Origin of the sequence: Flavobacterium sp. T12S277, assembly GCF_048514875.1 — a bacterium.
In the GTDB taxonomy this organism is placed as follows: domain Bacteria; phylum Bacteroidota; class Bacteroidia; order Flavobacteriales; family Flavobacteriaceae; genus Flavobacterium.
In genome coordinates this window covers 19,635-37,136 of sequence record NZ_JBLYEG010000008.1, presented here as the reverse complement: position 1 = coordinate 37,136, position 17,502 = coordinate 19,635, and the positions used below count along the sequence as shown (strand labels likewise).

17 protein-coding genes and 1 pseudogene are annotated in these 17,502 nt (G+C 35.0%); 6 read left to right on the top strand and 12 right to left on the bottom strand.

Features of this window, described 5'->3' with window-relative positions; genetic code table 11:
* Positions 1 to 37: 37 nt before the first annotated feature.
* A complete protein-coding gene (aroC, locus tag ACN1CN_RS13160) occupies positions 38 to 1,096 on the bottom strand; it encodes a chorismate synthase (RefSeq protein WP_419135991.1) in 1,059 nt (352 codons plus the stop codon).
* A 188-nt stretch (positions 1,097 to 1,284) separates the two neighbouring features.
* Between aroC and ACN1CN_RS13155 the strand changes: the two genes are divergently transcribed.
* Together ACN1CN_RS13155 and ACN1CN_RS13150 are read left to right on the top strand one after the other, a co-directional pair.
* Positions 1,285 to 2,109 (top strand): UDP-2,3-diacylglucosamine diphosphatase, encoded by an 825-nt coding sequence (locus ACN1CN_RS13155; protein WP_264524588.1) that lies wholly within the window; start codon positions 1,285 to 1,287, stop codon positions 2,107 to 2,109.
* Between the two features lie 153 nt (positions 2,110 to 2,262).
* Positions 2,263 to 2,760: a hypothetical protein gene (locus tag ACN1CN_RS13150; protein WP_264524589.1), complete on the top strand. Its 498-nt coding sequence runs from the start codon at positions 2,263 to 2,265 to the stop codon at positions 2,758 to 2,760.
* Positions 2,761 to 2,947: 187 nt separating this feature from the next.
* Here the strand turns inward: ACN1CN_RS13150 and ACN1CN_RS13145 are convergent, their stop codons facing one another.
* The 8 genes from ACN1CN_RS13145 to ACN1CN_RS13110 all read right to left on the bottom strand — a co-directional run bounded on the left by ACN1CN_RS13145 (position 2,948) and on the right by ACN1CN_RS13110 (position 10,289).
* Positions 2,948 to 3,376 (bottom strand): protease complex subunit PrcB family protein, encoded by a 429-nt coding sequence (locus ACN1CN_RS13145; protein ID WP_419135990.1) that lies wholly within the window; start codon positions 3,374 to 3,376, stop codon positions 2,948 to 2,950.
* A 19-nt stretch (positions 3,377 to 3,395) separates the two neighbouring features.
* Positions 3,396 to 4,541 carry an N-acetyl-alpha-D-glucosaminyl L-malate synthase BshA gene (gene bshA / locus ACN1CN_RS13140; RefSeq protein ID WP_291287127.1) on the bottom strand — a complete coding sequence of 382 codons (1,146 nt, stop codon included), beginning with the start codon at positions 4,539 to 4,541 and terminating at the stop codon, positions 3,396 to 3,398.
* Between the two features lie 128 nt (positions 4,542 to 4,669).
* Positions 4,670 to 5,116 carry a hypothetical protein gene (locus ACN1CN_RS13135; RefSeq protein WP_419135989.1) on the bottom strand — a complete coding sequence of 149 codons (447 nt, stop codon included), beginning with the start codon at positions 5,114 to 5,116 and terminating at the stop codon, positions 4,670 to 4,672.
* 168 nt (positions 5,117 to 5,284) lie between these two features.
* On the bottom strand, positions 5,285 to 5,767 hold the full coding sequence (locus tag ACN1CN_RS13130) for an ABC transporter ATPase (RefSeq protein WP_264524592.1): 483 nt from the start codon (positions 5,765 to 5,767) through the stop codon (positions 5,285 to 5,287).
* Between the two features lie 118 nt (positions 5,768 to 5,885).
* Complete coding sequence (locus tag ACN1CN_RS13125) at positions 5,886 to 6,677, bottom strand: (Fe-S)-binding protein (protein WP_264524593.1); 792 nt, start codon at positions 6,675 to 6,677, stop codon at positions 5,886 to 5,888.
* Between the two features lie 131 nt (positions 6,678 to 6,808).
* Positions 6,809 to 8,140: a 4Fe-4S dicluster domain-containing protein gene (locus tag ACN1CN_RS13120; RefSeq protein WP_419135988.1), complete on the bottom strand. Its 1,332-nt coding sequence runs from the start codon at positions 8,138 to 8,140 to the stop codon at positions 6,809 to 6,811.
* 5 nt (positions 8,141 to 8,145) lie between these two features.
* Positions 8,146 to 9,111: an MlaD family protein gene (locus tag ACN1CN_RS13115; RefSeq protein WP_419135987.1), complete on the bottom strand. Its 966-nt coding sequence runs from the start codon at positions 9,109 to 9,111 to the stop codon at positions 8,146 to 8,148.
* A 50-nt stretch (positions 9,112 to 9,161) separates the two neighbouring features.
* Entirely contained in the window at positions 9,162 to 10,289 is a 1,128-nt protein-coding gene (locus ACN1CN_RS13110) for an N-acetylmuramoyl-L-alanine amidase family protein (RefSeq protein ID WP_419135986.1), read from the bottom strand.
* Between the two features lie 82 nt (positions 10,290 to 10,371).
* Here ACN1CN_RS13110 and ACN1CN_RS13105 point away from each other — a divergent pair, with 82 nt between their 5' ends.
* Positions 10,372 to 13,092 carry a putative LPS assembly protein LptD gene (locus ACN1CN_RS13105; RefSeq protein ID WP_419135985.1) on the top strand — a complete coding sequence of 907 codons (2,721 nt, stop codon included), beginning with the start codon at positions 10,372 to 10,374 and terminating at the stop codon, positions 13,090 to 13,092.
* 24 nt (positions 13,093 to 13,116) lie between these two features.
* Positions 13,117 to 13,497 (top strand): Rid family detoxifying hydrolase, encoded by a 381-nt coding sequence (locus ACN1CN_RS13100; protein WP_264524598.1) that lies wholly within the window; start codon positions 13,117 to 13,119, stop codon positions 13,495 to 13,497.
* A 154-nt stretch (positions 13,498 to 13,651) separates the two neighbouring features.
* On the opposite strand, the pseudogene ACN1CN_RS13095 reads toward ACN1CN_RS13100, so the two are convergent.
* A pseudogene (locus ACN1CN_RS13095) lies at positions 13,652 to 13,765 on the bottom strand (methylglyoxal synthase); the annotation flags it as partial.
* A 163-nt stretch (positions 13,766 to 13,928) separates the two neighbouring features.
* Between ACN1CN_RS13095 and ACN1CN_RS13090 the strand changes: the two are divergent.
* Together ACN1CN_RS13090 and ACN1CN_RS13085 are read left to right on the top strand one after the other, a co-directional pair.
* On the top strand, positions 13,929 to 15,533 hold the full coding sequence (locus ACN1CN_RS13090) for a hypothetical protein (RefSeq protein WP_419135984.1): 1,605 nt from the start codon (positions 13,929 to 13,931) through the stop codon (positions 15,531 to 15,533).
* Between the two features lie 12 nt (positions 15,534 to 15,545).
* Positions 15,546 to 16,145: a hypothetical protein gene (locus ACN1CN_RS13085; protein ID WP_419135983.1), complete on the top strand. Its 600-nt coding sequence runs from the start codon at positions 15,546 to 15,548 to the stop codon at positions 16,143 to 16,145.
* Between the two features lie 106 nt (positions 16,146 to 16,251).
* On the opposite strand, the gene ACN1CN_RS13080 is transcribed toward ACN1CN_RS13085, so the two are convergent.
* Both ACN1CN_RS13080 and ACN1CN_RS13075 read right to left on the bottom strand, forming a co-directional pair.
* Positions 16,252 to 16,626, bottom strand: coding sequence for a methylglyoxal synthase (locus ACN1CN_RS13080; protein ID WP_264524599.1), 375 nt, complete (start codon positions 16,624 to 16,626; stop codon positions 16,252 to 16,254).
* 13 nt (positions 16,627 to 16,639) lie between these two features.
* Positions 16,640 to 17,491: an N-acetylglucosamine kinase gene (locus tag ACN1CN_RS13075; protein WP_264524600.1), complete on the bottom strand. Its 852-nt coding sequence runs from the start codon at positions 17,489 to 17,491 to the stop codon at positions 16,640 to 16,642.
* Positions 17,492 to 17,502: the final 11 nt, after the last annotated feature.

Below are 17,502 nucleotides of genomic sequence, written 5' to 3'. Positions count from 1 at the left end.
AAATTAAAAAACTAAGACCCTCATGTCCTAACTTTTACTAATAGGTTTTGTTGATTAAATAAAAATCAGCCAAAACAATCGCTGCCATTGCTTCAACAATTGGTACAGCACGAGGTACTACACACGGATCATGACGGCCTTTACCGGTCATTGGTGTAATATTTCCTTTGTTATCTAACGAATCCTGAGTCTGCATGATAGTCGCAACTGGTTTAAAGGCTACTCTGAAATAAATATCCATCCCGTTACTGATTCCGCCCTGAATTCCTCCTGAAAGGTTTGTTTTTGTTGTTCCGTCAGGATTGTATAAATCGTTATGTTCACTTCCTTTCATTTCAGAACCCGAAAATCCGCTGCCGTATTCAAAACCTTTTACCGCATTGATCGAAAGCATTGCTTTTCCTAATTCAGCGTGCAATTTGTCAAAAACCGGCTCTCCTAAACCTACCGGAACATTTTGAACGACACACGAAACCACACCTCCAACGGTATCCCCCTGTTTGCGGATATCGCGAATGTATTCTTCCATAATCGCAGCCGATTTTTCATCCGGACAACGAACAGGATTACTTTCTATTTTAGAAAAATCTAACTCCTGATAAGGCGTATCCAAATGAATTGGACCAACCGAAGAAACATAGGCGTTAATTTTTATTTCAGGAAGCATTTGTTTGGCAATCGCACCAGCCACTACTCTGCTCGCAGTTTCTCTTGCAGAGCTTCTTCCGCCACCATGATAGTCACGAAAACCGTATTTTTGGTCGTACACATAATCGGCATGACTAGGTCTGTAATTGTCTTTTATATGGGAGTAATCATCCGATTTTTGATTGGTGTTCGGAATAATAAAACCAATTGGTGTTCCTGTTGTTTTACCTTCAAAAATACCTGATAAAAACTGAACCGCATCCGGCTCCTTACGTTGTGTTACAATTGCTGACTGTCCGGGCTTTCTTCGGGACATTTCAACTTCAATTGCATCTAAATCAAGTTCAATTCCAGATGGACAACCATCTATAATTCCGCCTAAAGCTTCACCATGAGATTCTCCAAATGTTGTAACTTTATATAGGGTGCCGTAGCTATTTCCTGCCATTGTAGTTTGTTTTGAGCAAATGTAAGTTTTATGAATTAAATTAAAAAATTTAAAATTGGTATTATTAAGTAAAGGTTAACGAGATTAAAAATCACAATTATTTAAAATTGTCGCTAATTTGATAACCTTTTGATAAAATTTATCCTACCGAATTTTCTTTTATTTGTCAAACTTCAAAAAAAGAAAAATTGAAAAAACGAAATGTCGAATTGGTCATTCTATCGGATGTCCATTTGGGAACTTACGGAAGTCACGCTAAAGAACTAAACAACTACCTATCAAGCATTAAACCTAAAACATTAGTCCTGAATGGCGACATTATTGACGCCTGGCAGTTTAGAAAATCATACTTTCCAAAATCGCATTTAAGAGTCATTCAGCGCGTTATTGGCATGGCTTCTAAGGGTACAAAAGTGTATTACATTACCGGAAATCACGATGAGATTCTGCGAAAGTTCAGCGATATGCACATGGGGAATTTTGCATTGGTCGATAAATTAGTTCTGGAACTGGACGATAAAAAAGCATGGATTTTTCACGGAGACGTATTTGACGCCTCAGTTCAGCACTCTAAATGGATCGCTAAGTTAGGCGGATTAGGATATGATTATCTGATTCTAACCAATCGATTTGCCAACTGGTGTCTGGCCAAATTAGGACGTGAACCTTACTCCTTTTCAAAAAAGATAAAAGCAAGCGTTAAAAAGGCGGTAAAATTCATCTCTGACTTTGAAACCACAGCTACCGATCTGGCCATTGAAAAAAAATACGATTATGTAATTTGCGGGCACATTCACGAACCGAAAATCATTACCAAAGAGAACAAACACGGATCGACTTTATACCTCAATTCCGGGGATTGGGTTGAAAACCTCACGGCTCTAGAGTACCATAAAAAACGATGGAAATTATATTCGTATGCCGAAAGCAATTTTACCGAAGAAGAAAATCTCTTTGAAATGGAAGACACGCTAAGCTCTCAGCTAATTTCCTCTATTATCCTAAAAAAATAACCTTTAAACACGCTAGCCTATAGCAGATAAAACTACTCTACACTTCATATTGGTTCTTTGCGGAAATGTGAATTATATAACAATTTTCAATAATCCTATACGTTTGGAAATTATAACACCCCTTACATTTGACGTAAATTAATAACCATTTTTATGAAAAGAATCATTTTATCTGCCCTTATGCTATTAGGATTAGCATTTACGGCACAATCACAAGAAATTTCAAAACATGCCTTGGGTATCCGTTTAGGAGATAATAACGGTTTTGGCGGAGAAGTATCTTATCAGTTAGGATTAAACCAAAAAAACAGACTGGAGTTTGATTTAGGCTGGAGAAACAGCAGTGATGTTGATGCGATCAAAGGAGTAGCACTTTACCAATGGGTTTGGAATATTGATGGAGGATTTAACTGGTACGCTGGTGTTGGTGGAGGTCTTGCTACCTGGAACCACGACTATTATACAAACAACAACAGATACAAAGATAACGGAACGTATGTTTTTGCAGCCGGAGATATTGGTATCGAATACAGATTTAAAGAAGCACCAATTACCTTGTCATTAGATGCAAGACCAGAAATTGGTTCAGGATATTATGACGATGACAATTTTGGATTTGACGTTGGTTTAGGCGTAAAATTCAGATTCTAAATACAACTAAAAAATAGTTATAAAAAAAAACCTGTCGAATCAAACGACAGGTTTTTTTTATGTTTACAGTGAAAAAACGGCCGTCAGGCCGAAAACGACTGTCAGGCTGAGCGTAGTCGAAGCTTTGCGGTAGGGCTTCGACTACGCTCAGCCTGACACGCTATAACTCACAACTCATAACTCAAAATTACTTCACAATAATCTCTTTCTTAGAGTGCACTTTGATTACCGTATACGGATACGTAATAACCTGCATCACCATAGCATCTGCAGCCGGATTATTTTCTTTAACGGTTATGATGATGTTTTTATCCGTTTCTTCTACTTTTTCAATACCAATTGAATAGCCTCCGGTATTCTTTTCTCCCATATTCAGGATCACATAATTGGAGTTATTGATATCATCCTGTTTCATTTTTGCTTTCAGATGAGGATCGCTTTCTAACATTTTGATTTCGTTTGGCTCCGTCAAAATTTCAAAAAATTTAATGTTACCACCTCCGTCAGACTGCTCTGTCAGCACCTCATACAGCACTTTAGAAGTCCCGTCTGATGTTTTTTGGACTCCACAAGAAACCAAAACTAAAATTACCAGAATCGAAATTACTTTTTTCATTTATGTTAATTTTATAAGATTACTGCTTTTCGTGTTTATAATCATTAATTGCTTTTTGATACAAAGCTTCGTACTGAGGCAATATCGTTTTGATGTCAAATTTTTTGGCAACTTCTAATGCATTTGCTTTAAACTGATTTAAAACATCATCATCTTTTAGTATTTTGATTGCATTAGCGGCCATTTCTTCCACATTACCCACATTACTCAAATAACCTGAAAATCCGTCAAAATTAACTTCCGGCAAACCTCCTGAGTTACTCGAAATTACGGGAACTCCACTTGACATTGCTTCTAAAGCTGCCAAACCAAAACTTTCGGTTTCTGATGGAAGCAGGAACAAATCAGTAAAACACAAGATTTTATCAATCTCATTACTGTTTCCAAAGAAAATCACTTTGTCGTAAATGCCAAGTTCCATACATAAAACTTCTGCTTTTTCTTTCTCAGGACCATCCCCCACCATCATCAGTTTCGCCGGGATTTCTTTCTGAATATTATAGAAAATCTTAATAATATCCGGTATTCTTTTCACCTTTCTAAAGTTACTGATATGCGTAATAATACGTTCGTCTTCCTTCGCCATCACATAACGATGACAAGGTACCTGAGGGTCTTTTTTAATCTTATCCAGTTCTATAAAATTCGGGATCACTCTAATCTTATTCTTGATATTGAATAATTTCAAGGTATCGTCTTTCAAACTTTGGGAAACCGAAGTCACATAGTCTGATTTATTGATACTAAAGGTCACGGCAGGCTTATAAAATGGGTGATTCCCAACCAACGTAATATCAGTTCCGTGAAGCGTAGTGATCATTGGAAGATTAATTCCTTCATTTTTCAACATTTGCTTCGCCATATAACCCGCATACGCGTGAGGGATGGCATAATGCACATGAAGTACTTCAATTTTATATAATTTCACCATATCAACCAATTTGCTTGACAGCGCCAACTCGTAAGGCTGATAGTGGAAAAGAGGATATTCAGGAACGTTTACTTCGTGATAATGAACATTAGGATTTAAAAGTGCCAACCGTACCGGCTGACTGTAGGTAATAAAATGGATTTCGTGTCCGCGTCTGGCTAATTCAAGGCCTAATTCAGTTGCAACTACACCACTACCTCCAAATGTCGGATAACAAACTATTGCTATTTTCATGTATTAAATTTAGTAACTACGAAAGTACTTAAAAATAGCTTTTAATTAATCTTTTAAAATGTTAGATTTTTGTGAATATATAGATTCAGATTTTTCGATTTCAAACCCGACAGGTTTTAAAAACTCCTCTAATCAAAAGTCAATTCACTAAAATTTGGGATTTTGTTCTCATTACCGTTATACCAGCTGGAGTAAACGAACTCTTCAATCTCCTTAATGATTTGCTCATCAATTAAAACATCTGATTGCTCTATAAAAGCTAAAATACCGGTATAACCGATAATGGTCGGATTAGTATCCATAAAAGGCTTCCCACTTAACTTATTAATTTTAATTGTCCAAAAATCAGAACTATGAGACAGTGCAAACTGCAAACCCTTAATCAAACCAATTTTCCATGTAGCCAATCCTTGTTCCTCAACATCTAAAGAATTATTACAAAATCCTTCTCCGGAATAATTTTCTATGATTTCATTCCCAATTTCATTCTTTCTAACATCTAAAGTAACAAAACCCAAATACAATCTTCCATCTCTAACTTTTATCCATCGATAACAAGCATCAAAATTTTCCATCATTAAAAGCTTTTTATTTTCAAAAATTCCATTACCAAACTTTCTTCAATTAGTTTGACATATTCAACCCGACAGGTTTTAAAAACCTGTCGGGTTTAGAATAATTCCTTCAAAACAAGAAAGGCGCAAAATCTAAATTTTACGCCTTTTCTTTATTCTGAATATTTCTTAGAAAAATCTGCTATGCCAACTGTCGGCAGCAGGAACTTCCCATGATTCATTGAATTCTTCAATATTATTTACCAGATTGTTAAATACAATTGTATTCTCTGATACTGATTTGTCTTTAACCATTTTCTTGAAATCGATTAAAGGTTTGTGCGCGATATGTTCACCCAGTTTAAAAGTCACGTTCATTTTGTCTAACAAATCAACGTTGTACTTTTTTTCTAAGCTTTGGATAAATTCCACCGAGCTATCGATCGAACAACCTGTTGCTGCCTGTACTTCCTGATTTACAGCCAAAATAATAAATCGGTTGTATTTCAACAGGTACGAAGCCTCCAGACTTGTTCCGTGTGCTGCCCAACCTTCTACAAAAGTTTTCAGATCGGCTTCTATTTCAGAAAATTCTTCCTCAGAAAACTTTCTGTTTGATTGATAAATCCAGACTCTGGATTCACCAGGTAAATTTTCAAAAGGTATATACATTTTTTAATTTTAGATTGTTGATTGTTGATTTTAGATTGGGGAAGTTTCAGATTTCAGGTTTCAGGTTTCAAGTAAAAAAACTTAGTTCCCTAGCTCCTCAGAACCTTAGCCCCTCCTTCTACAAATCCTGTGCATTTGCAATTAACTCTGCAATATCCATTACTTTCACTTGCCCTTCTTTCTCCTGATGTTTAATACCATCGGTTAACATCGTGTTGCAAAACGGACATCCGGCTGCAATAATATCCGGTTTTACTTCCAAAGCATCTTCGGTACGCAAAACGTTCACTTCTTTATTTCCCGGTTCGGCATCTTTAAACATTTGTGCTCCACCAGCTCCACAACATAATCCGTTTGCTTTTGAGCGCTTCATCTCAACCAGCTCAACATCCAGTTTCTGAATTAAGTCTCTTGGTGCTTCGTATACTTTATTTGCTCTTCCTAAATAACAAGGATCATGAAAAGTGATTTTCTTCCCTTTAAACTGACCACCTTCAACGGTCAATCTGCCATCATCGATTAATGACTTTAAAAACTCGGTATGATGAATAACATCGTACTGACCTCCTAATTCCGGATATTCATTTTTTAAAGTATTAAAACAATGCGGACAAGCGGTCACAATTTTTTTGGCTTCATATGCATTAAGCACCTCGATATTCATCATGGCCTGCATTTGAAACAAAAACTCATTTCCGGCACGTTTTGCAGGATCTCCGGTACAGCTTTCTTCCGTACCCAAAACCGCAAACGAAACGTTAGTACGATTTAAGATTCGTACAAATGCTTTTGTAATTTTCTTTGCTCTATCATCAAAACTCCCTGCGCAACCCACCCAAAATAAAACTTCCGGTTGTGTTCCCTGGGCTAGCATTTCAGCCATTGTTGGCACTACTAAACTTTCTGACATCTTCTTTTGTTGTTAAATCGGTTAATTGTTTATTTGGTTAATCGCACTCATTGCCATAACCCTACTAAAAAACCTTATATTTTATTCCAATCGATTAAAGGGTTGAACCAATAACCAATTAAACTTTTTTCTTAATTTTCGTTTTTCCAATTCAAGCGGTCCTGCTGGCTGTATTGCCAAGGTGCTCCGTTGTTTTCGATATTCGTCATCATGGCATTCAATGACATTGGAGCAGCACTTTGTTCCATTACCAAATAACGACGCATGTCCATAATAATAGACAACGGACTGATGTTTACAGGGCATTCCTCTACACAGGCATTACAAGATGTACAAGCCCATAATTCTTCAGGAGTGATATAATCGTTTAATAATGTTTTATTATCCGGAACAAAAACTCCTTTATTGGCGTCTATGTTTTTACCCACTTCCTGCAAACGATCTCTTGTATCCATCATAATTTTACGAGGAGACAATTTTTTACCCGTTTGATTTGCCGGACATGATGACGTACAACGACCACACTCTGTACAGGTATAAGCATTTAAAAGCTGAACCCAGTTTAAATCCTGAACATCACTTGCTCCAAATTTTGCCGGAGCAGCATTTTCATCAACTGGAGCAGCCGCAAACGGATCTGCATTTGGATCCATCATTAACTTTACCTCTTTCGTTACTGACTCTAAATTATCAAACTGTCCTTCCGGATTCAGGTTGGCAAAATAGGTATTCGGGAACGCCAAAAGAATATGCAAATGTTTAGAGAAGTACAAATAGTTCATAAAAACCAAAATACCCGCTATATGCAACCACCAAAAGACTTCAAATAATAGCACAACCAATTCATTCGACATTCCGTTAAAAATTGGTGCTATAAACTGACTGATTGGAAAGCTGCCTGCTTTATGAAAAACAGCATCCGGAACATTCTGTAAATGCAGATCGGAAGCGTTCATTAACAAAAACAACATCATCAAAACGGTTTCGAAATACAAAATGTAATTGGCATCACTTTTTGGGAAACCATCTAAATCAGGGTTTATGAAACGTTTTAATCGAATTACATTTCTTCTGATCCAAAAAACAGTAACAGCAAAAATTACAAGTACCGCTAATATCTCAAATGAGGCAATTAAAACATCATATACTACTCCTAAATAAGGCGCAAAAATTCTATGTGTTCCAAACAACCCGTCGATAATGATCTCGAGTAATTCGATATTAATAATTATAAAACCAACGTAAACAAAGATATGAAGTATTCCAGCTACAGGGCGTCTCACCATTTTTGACTGCCCAAGAGCAATCAATGCCATGTTTTTCCAACGTGCTTTAGAATTATCTTTTCGGTTTACATCTACTCCCAGATTAATATTTCGGATGATTTTTTTCACGCTCGATGCAAAAAAACCGAAACCAATAATAAGAAGTATAGCGAATAAAATATTATCTAAATAACTCATTCTAATTAATTTTTAGTAGTTGGGTTAGCTTCTTCAGTTGGTGCTACATAAGGTTTGTTTTTCTTTCCGAAAAGAGAAACATTTACATAACGTGTCGGGTAAAGACGAACGTCCTGTAACAATAATTCAAGCTCTTTTGAAGTTTTCGCTAAATTATTATACAAAGCATCGTCATTTAACAATTTACCGGCAGTACCTTTTCCTGAGTTTAAATTACTCATAAGACCGTCAACTTTAGCCAAAGTCTGATCTAGGTTTCTAACTGTTTTTCCTAAATCTGCCTTGTTTAAAGAATCTGATATTTTATTAAAGTTACTTGACATTTTATTAAAGTTGGTTACCACTCCGTTAATCTGTCCTTTATTGGTATCCAGGATCGAATTGATACTTCCCGAAGCTTTGTGAAACTGCTCCATAGTTTGGCTCAGTTCGGCTAAAGTTTTCTTCAGATCCTCTTGTCCTTTTTTGTCTAAAACATTGTTCAATCCGGAAACCAGATTGTCAATATTCACCAACATTTTCTCTAATTTTATCTGAATAGGCTCAATTTTTCCACCTAAAGATTCTTTTAGTCCTAATTCCACAACAGGAGTTAAAGTCTGCCCGTCAGCAGCAGGTTCTTTGTCTGTTAGGTTTGGAATAATCTTGATCTGTTTTCCACCAATTAAACTTGGGGAGTATAAAGATGCCTGACTTGTTTTAGAAATTGGAAAATCAGTTTTTAATTGAAGTTCAACTAATAATTTCCCTGTTACTTCATTGATTGTAATTTTAGTTACTTTACCAATAATAAGTCCGTTTATGGTAACGGGAGCTGATGCTGACAAATCTTCTACATTATCATATTCTACATATAATGTCTTGTAATTTGTAAAAAGGTCTCTGCCTTTTAAAAAACTATAGCCCCAAATAAATAATAAAATTGACGCGATGACTAAAATAGCCGTTTTAATTTCTCTTGTTAGTTTCAAAATTCTTAGTGTTTGTACAAAATTAATATAAATATTCGAACTAGAAGCTATTATTTAATGGCGTCTTGAATACTGATCTTTTCTCCATCTTTGGTTGCAACCAAAAACGCGGCTCCATATCCTTTATCTTTAGCTTCTTCCAAATATTTTTTGGCAGCATCGTAACTTGAAGTTTCCTGATAGAAATATTTGTAAATATTATTTTCGAATAACATTGTTACGTTTTTAAGTCCTTTAAAATTTCTAGGCTCTAGCGGTGTTTTTTTAATACTTGCGATAAGCTGTACTTTGAAGAATGTTCCTTTTGGAGCGTTTTTGACTGCTGCAGTGTTTTCCACCTCTTTCGGTTTTGCCGGAGTCGAAGTATCTTTTGCCGGTTTTGCCTCTACTATTTCAGGAGTACCTGAACCAAAATATTCACTCTTGTAACTCAAGATTGCTTCGGCTATCGCTTTTGCAATATCATTTTGTCCTTCCTCTGAATTTAAAATATTTCCTTCTGTCGGATTAGATACAAATCCGGTTTCTACTAAGACTCTAGGCATATAGGCTTTATGAAGTACCATAAAAGGAGCTTGTTTCACACCTCCCTGTCTTAATTTTTTTCCAAGTTTATCAAAATTATCTTCGATTTTACTAGCCAGCGAAATACTATTGTCTAAATATTCTTCCTGCATTAAAGTCATTCCAACCATGGATTCAGGAGAGTTTGGGTCGTAACCTTCGTATTTACGTTTATAATCTTTTTCTAAGGTAATTACGGAGTTCTCTTTTTTCGCAGCTTCAAGATTCGATGCTACTTTACTCAAACCCATTACATAGGTCTCTGTTCCGTCTGCAGCAGTATTTTTATTGGCATTACAATGTATAGAGACAAAAATATTCGAATTGGCTCTGTTGGCAATATTGGCTCTTTCAACCAAATCGATAAAAACATCTGTTTTACGCGTATAAATCACATGAACATTTAGACTTCCTTCTAAGATTTTACCCACTTTTAGAACAATAGCCAAAGCAATATTTTTTTCAATTCGTCCGCTGTAAACAGCCCCAAAGTCGTGATCACCATGTCCAGCATCAAGTGTTACCTTAAAAACATTTGCCTGGCTATAAGCACAAAAAGACAATATCGTTAGAAAAAAAGTAAATATTACTTTAATTTTGTTAAATCTATTCATAAATCTAAAAGTTAATTTTAATAAAACGCAACAGCTATAATTTTTACAATTGATTATTTTTGACAAAAAATTATATGTAAGTTTGACATGTCAAAAAACAAGCCATAATTTTACAAAAATAGCATTTAAACCTTTGCATACAAACTTATTTAATATCGTTTTATTATCATTTTTCCTAACTTTAGGATGTGGTAATTTATATTCGCAAGAGATAAAAAACAAAAAGAAGTCTTTACCCACTGTAAAACAAACAGATAAACCTACAACTGTTGCTCCAGTCAAACCTGAAGCCGCTACAACAGACACTATAAAGCTGGATACGGTTAAAGCCAAAAAGAATTTTCTGGACGCTGTTACCAAATATAAAGCGAAAGATTACGCGAAATACGACAAAAAAGCAAAAACGCTTACCTTATATAATGAAGCCGAACTTTACTATAAAGATGTAGAACTAAAATCGGGAATCATTGTTTTAAACATGGAAAAGGAAGAAGTTTACGCCGGACGTATCCGAGATTCTGCAGGTGTTTTGATACAATATCCAAATTTCAAACAGGGAGCCAGCGAAGTTCAGCCGGATTCTATCCGATTTAACTTTAAAACCAAAAAAGCTTTAATCTATAATTCGAGAACCGAACAGGGAGAATTTAAAATTAAAGCAGCGGTTACCAAAAAAGAAAACGACTCGGTTTACTTTTTGCGTGGTGCCCGTTTTACAACTGCCAAGGACATTGACAATCCTGAATACTACTTTCAAACCAATAAAGTAAAATTTATTCCGGGTAAAAAAGTAATCACCGGTTTAACCAATATGGTTATTGCCGATGTACCTACTCCTCTGGCATTGCCTTTTGCCTATTTCCCGATGAGTCAGGAAAAGAGTGTTTCGGGTATTATTCTACCAAGCTACAACGACTCTAATACAAGAGGATTCTCTTTACAGAATGGAGGTTACTATTTTGCATTAAGCGACAATTACGACCTGACTGTTTTGGGTGACTACTACACCAATGGTAGTTACGCCATGCGTTTTGAATCGCAATACGCTACAAAGTACAAGTACAGAGGAAATCTTAATATCCGTTATGAAAATTTAATCAACAGCGAACGCGGTTACCCTGATTATTCTAAAGAAAAAATCTACAACATTCAGTGGTCGCATTCAAAAGATACGAAAGCAAATCCTAATTCTACCTTTTCTGCCTCTGTAAACATGGGTAGTAGTAAGTATTTCAAACGCTCTATCAACCAGGCGAATATAGGATCAAATTTAAATAACACTTTAAATTCATCCATCTCATACAACAAAACATTCAATACGATACCTCAGGCACGAATCTCTTTAACGGCAACACACTCGCAAAATACACAAACGGAAAAAATCGACATGACGTTACCAACTCTGCAAGCCAGTGTGGATCGTGTGTACCCGTTTGTTGGAAAAGACGGTGTTAAAAAAGGTTTCATCAAAAACATCAATTTTCAATATAACCTAAGCGGTAAAAACAGTATTTCTACAACAGATTCTTTGTTTTTCAAACCACAAATGTTTAGAGATGCTAAAATAGGAATGCAGCACAGTATTCCTATTAGTACCAATTTCAAGCTGTTTAAATACTTTAGTGCAGGAGCCTCTACCAATTATCAGGAAACCTGGGTAACTAAAACCATTGCCAGAAATTATGATGCGACTAAAGGACAAGCCGTAACATCTACTATAAATGGGTTTGATGCTTTTAGAACTTATAACTTTAGCACCAACTTAGGAACTACAATTTATGGTACTTTCAATTTTGGTGAAGACAAAAAAATTCAGTCTGTACGCCACGTCATGAGACCAAACATAACGTATTCATATACGCCTAGTTTCAATCAGTATTATGACAATTATACCGTTGACGCAACCGGAAAAATTAATACGTACTCCAGATTTGATGAAGGTATTTTTGGCGCTCCGGGCAACAACAACTCCAATATCGTATCCTTTGCCTTAAGCAACACTTTTGAAGCCAAAGTAAGAGATCGTGACAGCACAAAGACAGAGCCGAAAAAGATCATGTTATTAAACAATTTAAACTTTAGTACGAGTTATAATTTTAATGCTGACGGAAAAGAAACTTTAGCCTGGCAGCCTGTAATTGTAAGCGGTGGAACACAGCTTTTAGACAATAAAATGAATGTCAATTTCGGGGCTGTTTTAAACCCGTATGCAATTGACAATGCAGGGCATGTTATGAATGTTTTCAACATTGACAACGGCGGAAGTTTATTCAGATTAACCAGTGCCAATGTTACTTTAAACTATTCGTTTTCAAACAAGGGAACAAAGGAAGAAAAGAACACACAAAGCCAGCGAAATGGTGGTCGTAATGATGACTTATTCGGAACAAATACCGACTTAAATGATCCACGAAACAGCCAGTTTGCTAACGAGAAGGATGATGATAAAGACGTGATAAGCGAATTTTTCAGCTCTAAACTTCCATGGGATATGACGATGGCCTACTCTCTAACCTATTCGAATGCCGCCAGAGAAAATAAGATTACCGGAAATTCTATCATGATATCTGCCAATATGGATATCACTCCTAAATGGAAAGGCGGAGTTTCTACGGGTTACGATTTTGTACAAAAAGGGGTTACTTTTACGCAGTTTCGTTTTGAAAGAGATTTATTAAGCTGGAGAATGGCATTTAACTGGACGCCAATTGGTCCAAACTCAAACTGGAATTTCTTTATTGGAATTAAATCCGGAATGTTGAGCGACATCAAATGGAACAAGCGTAGTACTTCAAATCGATAAACGATCGAACAAAAATAATTTATTATGAAAAAAATCATCTTTACTGAAAAAGCACCAGCGCCAATTGGTCCTTACAACCAGGCCGTATTATCAGGAAACACACTTTATGCATCAGGTCAGATTGCTATCAATCCGGCTTCTGGCGAGCTTATTACGGACAACATCAATGATGAAACAAAACAAGTAATGGAGAATATTGCCGCAATTTTAGAAGCTGCCGATATGACTTTTGAAAATGTGGTTAAAGCAACTATCTTCATTATGGATATGAATAATTTTGGAGCAATAAACACGGTTTACGGTTCTTATTTTAACGAAAAAACAGCTCCTGCACGTGAAACTGTTCAGGTTGCCTGCTTACCAAAAAATGTAAATGTTGAGATTTCGATAATCGCAGTACAATAAGAATTATTTGAAATTTCAAATTCCAAATTCCAAATTCCAAGTTTCAAGTTTCAAGTTTCAAGTTTGACACTTTGAGCACAACCTGAAACTTGAAACCTGAAACAAAAAAACCATTACAGTTCGTAATGGTTTTTTTTATATCTAAATAGAAATTCTATAATTGCAAAGCGATAGCATTTAATAGCAACTGCGCCGAAGCTTCATTTGTTGCCAGAGGCACATTATGTAAATCGCAAACACGAATTAACATATTGATATCGACTTCATGAGTATCACTCGTTAAAAATATTATTCCCCCTAACACTTAAAATCATAAAACTGTAAAAAACCAATAAATCAACATTTTATAGGATTTTTCTTTATATATTTGAATTCCCTCATTAGGCCCAAAAACAAATTTTACATTTTATAAATTTAAAAATGATAAAATTATGTTTAAAACAGCTAAAAGAATATCCTGCCTAGTGCTATTCTGTTTTATTTTGTCCTGTCAAAATGAACCTTCAAACCTGCAAAATTCAGCAACTAAAAGCTTTATTAATGGAACTGTCATTAACGGTAGATTTTACTTTTCCTCGAGAGAAAATCTAAAAAGTGATCTTGAAAATTTCAAAAAGAAAAACACAAAAGACTTAGAAGATCAATTTGAAAAAATTTATGAGAAAGGATTCCTATCAAACACCCCAATAGTGGATCCAAAAAATGAAATCCTAATTTCAAAACTCTCTAACAAAAAGAAAGAACTACAGAAGTCTAACGATGCCCATGAAACTCCGGAAGAAGACAGTACTATTCCTGATCCATATTTTGCCGCAGTTATAAACCAAAACAACGAAATTATAGTTGGAGATTCAATTTACAAAATCACAAAAGATCTCGGTGTACTATCCATACATATAAGTGATACTACATACTTAAAAAATTATCTTAAAGAGCACTATAATTTTAAATCATCACTAAAAACAAAAAAAGGGGCTCTGACAGATTTTGATCCCTGTACATCTCGCAGCCAATATGGAGGCAATACAAATTTAGATTCCAAAATATCAAGATTTATAGCTCCTATAGATATTGATTGCCGTTCAATACAAATTCCTTTTCCAAATCCCTCCATTTTAACCTCCATACCACAATTAACGGAAGATCAAATAGTACAAAATCAAATAAATAATTTACCTATATGTGACGGTCTTCATGATACCAGCTGGTTTCAAAGTTTATTTGGCACTAACAGGTCCTGCATTAATTATTTTGACAATTCGCACAGAATAAAAACTGAATTTTGGAATCAATCATGGGGCATATACAGCTCAATTGGTGTTCAAACAAGAGTTCAGGTAAAAAGATTCGGAATTTGGTTTAAATCTGAAGCAGATGAATTACATCTTGGAATAAACAGAGTATTATTAAAGTATAATTATCCAGATCCAAAAATTAATACTTACAATCCTTTCACGACAGAATCATTACCTCCAATATACATGTACAATAATTATTATCAAGTGTTAGGTGATGGCAACAACTTCAAACTTGTCAATATAACTTCCGGAACAGGCTTACCATTTTTTAAATTTAATAACAATAATATACTAAATATATACATTAGACAACTTCCTAATCCGTATTACCAAATAAATAGTGAATCAAACATTAAACAATTGTATAATTTGGGCATTAATTTTTTGAAAAAGGCAATTAATAGTGATCCGAAGAAGGAATTTGTAATCACCCATCAAAAAAATGCTAACGAAATTGAAGTGCTTTATTTTGGTGAAAGATACAAAGCTCTCAACACCAATAAAATTGAAAGAAAATTTGATAGTCAAATTTTAGAGTTCCTTATTACTTATTCAAACAATCTTAACTATAGCACTCCCACATCCGTTAATCCAACAGGTGCAACAGGGAGCAATAGTTTTTCATTAAAAATAGCTAAAGGACAAAGCTTTAGAAACTACAATTACTATGAACTGGATTTCTATGCCCTTGGTCGTCGAAGAGATATATGGAGCGGCAATAGGATGAACAAAATATAATTCAACAAAAAAATGAAAAAAATAATAATACTAATTATAACGCTCATAAATTCTATTGGCTACACTCAGGATATACCTCTAAAAAAATGGTATTCGGATACTCAGTTTGATCTGATCATTCATAAAAGGGCAAAATATAGTTACAGTTATTTGGGTGCTGATACCGAAAAACATACAGTTTGGGACGAACAATTAAACGTCAAGAAACCAGCAATTGGTTTTACATACACCTACAATTATATGCTTTTTAAAAAATTGAGCATCGGAATACTAACAGGTTATAAAAACTACACCTCTCCAGATTTTTCTATTTTGGAATTAGGAGGAATTCTAAAATTCTTTTTTGTAGACACAAAAAACATATATACCTACGCAAGCTTAAGCAATCAATTTAGTTTGAATAAAAATCAATTTAGAAATGGTACCAATGCAAGGATTGGCATCGGATTACCAATCATTAAAGGAGATTCTTTTAGCCTTTCTATTAATCTTTTTAAAGAACAACAATTTCTGAGATTAGATGATGCAAAACCTTTGTTTAATTACAATCATGAAACCCCAGGCGACCTCATATACAGCTCCTATGGCTTAAGCGCAGGAATCAAGTTTTAATTAATCCTCAAAATTAATAAAGTATTAGACAGCAATTTGAAACCTGAAACAAAAAAAACCATTACAGCTCGTAATGGTTTTTTTATTATATCTAAAAATAGAAATTCTATAATTGCAAGGCGATAGCATTTAACAGCAGCTGCGCCGAAGCTTCATTTGTTGCCAGAGGTACATTATGCACATCGCAAACACGAATTAACATGTTGATATCGACTTCATGAGCATGACTTGCCAGAGGATCTTTAAAGAAGAAAACCATTTTTGTTTTCCCCTCGGCTACTCTTGCAGCAATTTGTGCATCACCCCCCATTGGTCCGGAAAGCATTCTTTTTACCTTAAAACCAGCATTAACAGCTTTGCTTCCTGTAGTTCCCGTTGCGATTAATTTAATGTTTTCCTGAAGCAGCAAGTCTTTGTTTTTATTCAAAAACTGAACCATGTCTGCCTTTTTTCCATCGTGAGCTATAATAGCAATTTCCATATTTTAATTCTATTTATTGATTTGCAACGTGGTACGCAATTAATCCATCAATAGGCCTTCTTAAAACATTACCCAATTGAAGTTCATACTTATCAAAAGTTTCCTGTAATTCTTCTTTTAGATAAAAAGCGATAGAACCTACAAAATGAACCGGAACTTCTTTGCAATTATCAAATTGCTTGATGTAATTTTTAACAAAAGATTTCATGCCTTTGAAGATGATCTTTCTGCAAAACTGCGTGTCTTTGTGTTTGATTAAGAACTTTGCAAAGGTCGCTAAATAAGCATTTGGATTCGGTTCTTTGTACAATTTATTCTTGATAAAATCAGGATCTAAATTATACTCTTTCTCAAATTCAACAGCCAGTTCTTTTGGCATTTTATTGAAATAGTACTTTCTGATTAATTCTTTTCCAAAAACATTTCCACTACAATCGTCCATGGCGATAAACCCTAACGACTGTACTTTCTGATGCAATACTTTTCCATCAAAAAAGCTACAGTTAGAACCTGTTCCAAGGATGCTTACAATCGCAGCTTCTCCTTTTGGAGTTGTTGCATATACCGCAGCATAAGTATCTTCCTGAACTTCTACGATTGCATTCTCAAAATATTGCTGAAATATTTGCGAAAGCTCTGTTTTCATTCGGTCTGTCCCACAACCTGCTCCGTAAAAGAACAAATGTGTGGCGGTTTTTTTATTTTGTAAAATATCAAAACGATCGTTTAATCTTTCGATTATTTCCGGACCGTCAAGAATTTCAGGATTTAATCCTAAAGTTTGTGTGGTGAATAATACTTTTCCATTATCATCAATTGCAATCCAATCGGCTTTAGTAGATCCACTATCAACTATTAATTTCATTTTATTTAGTT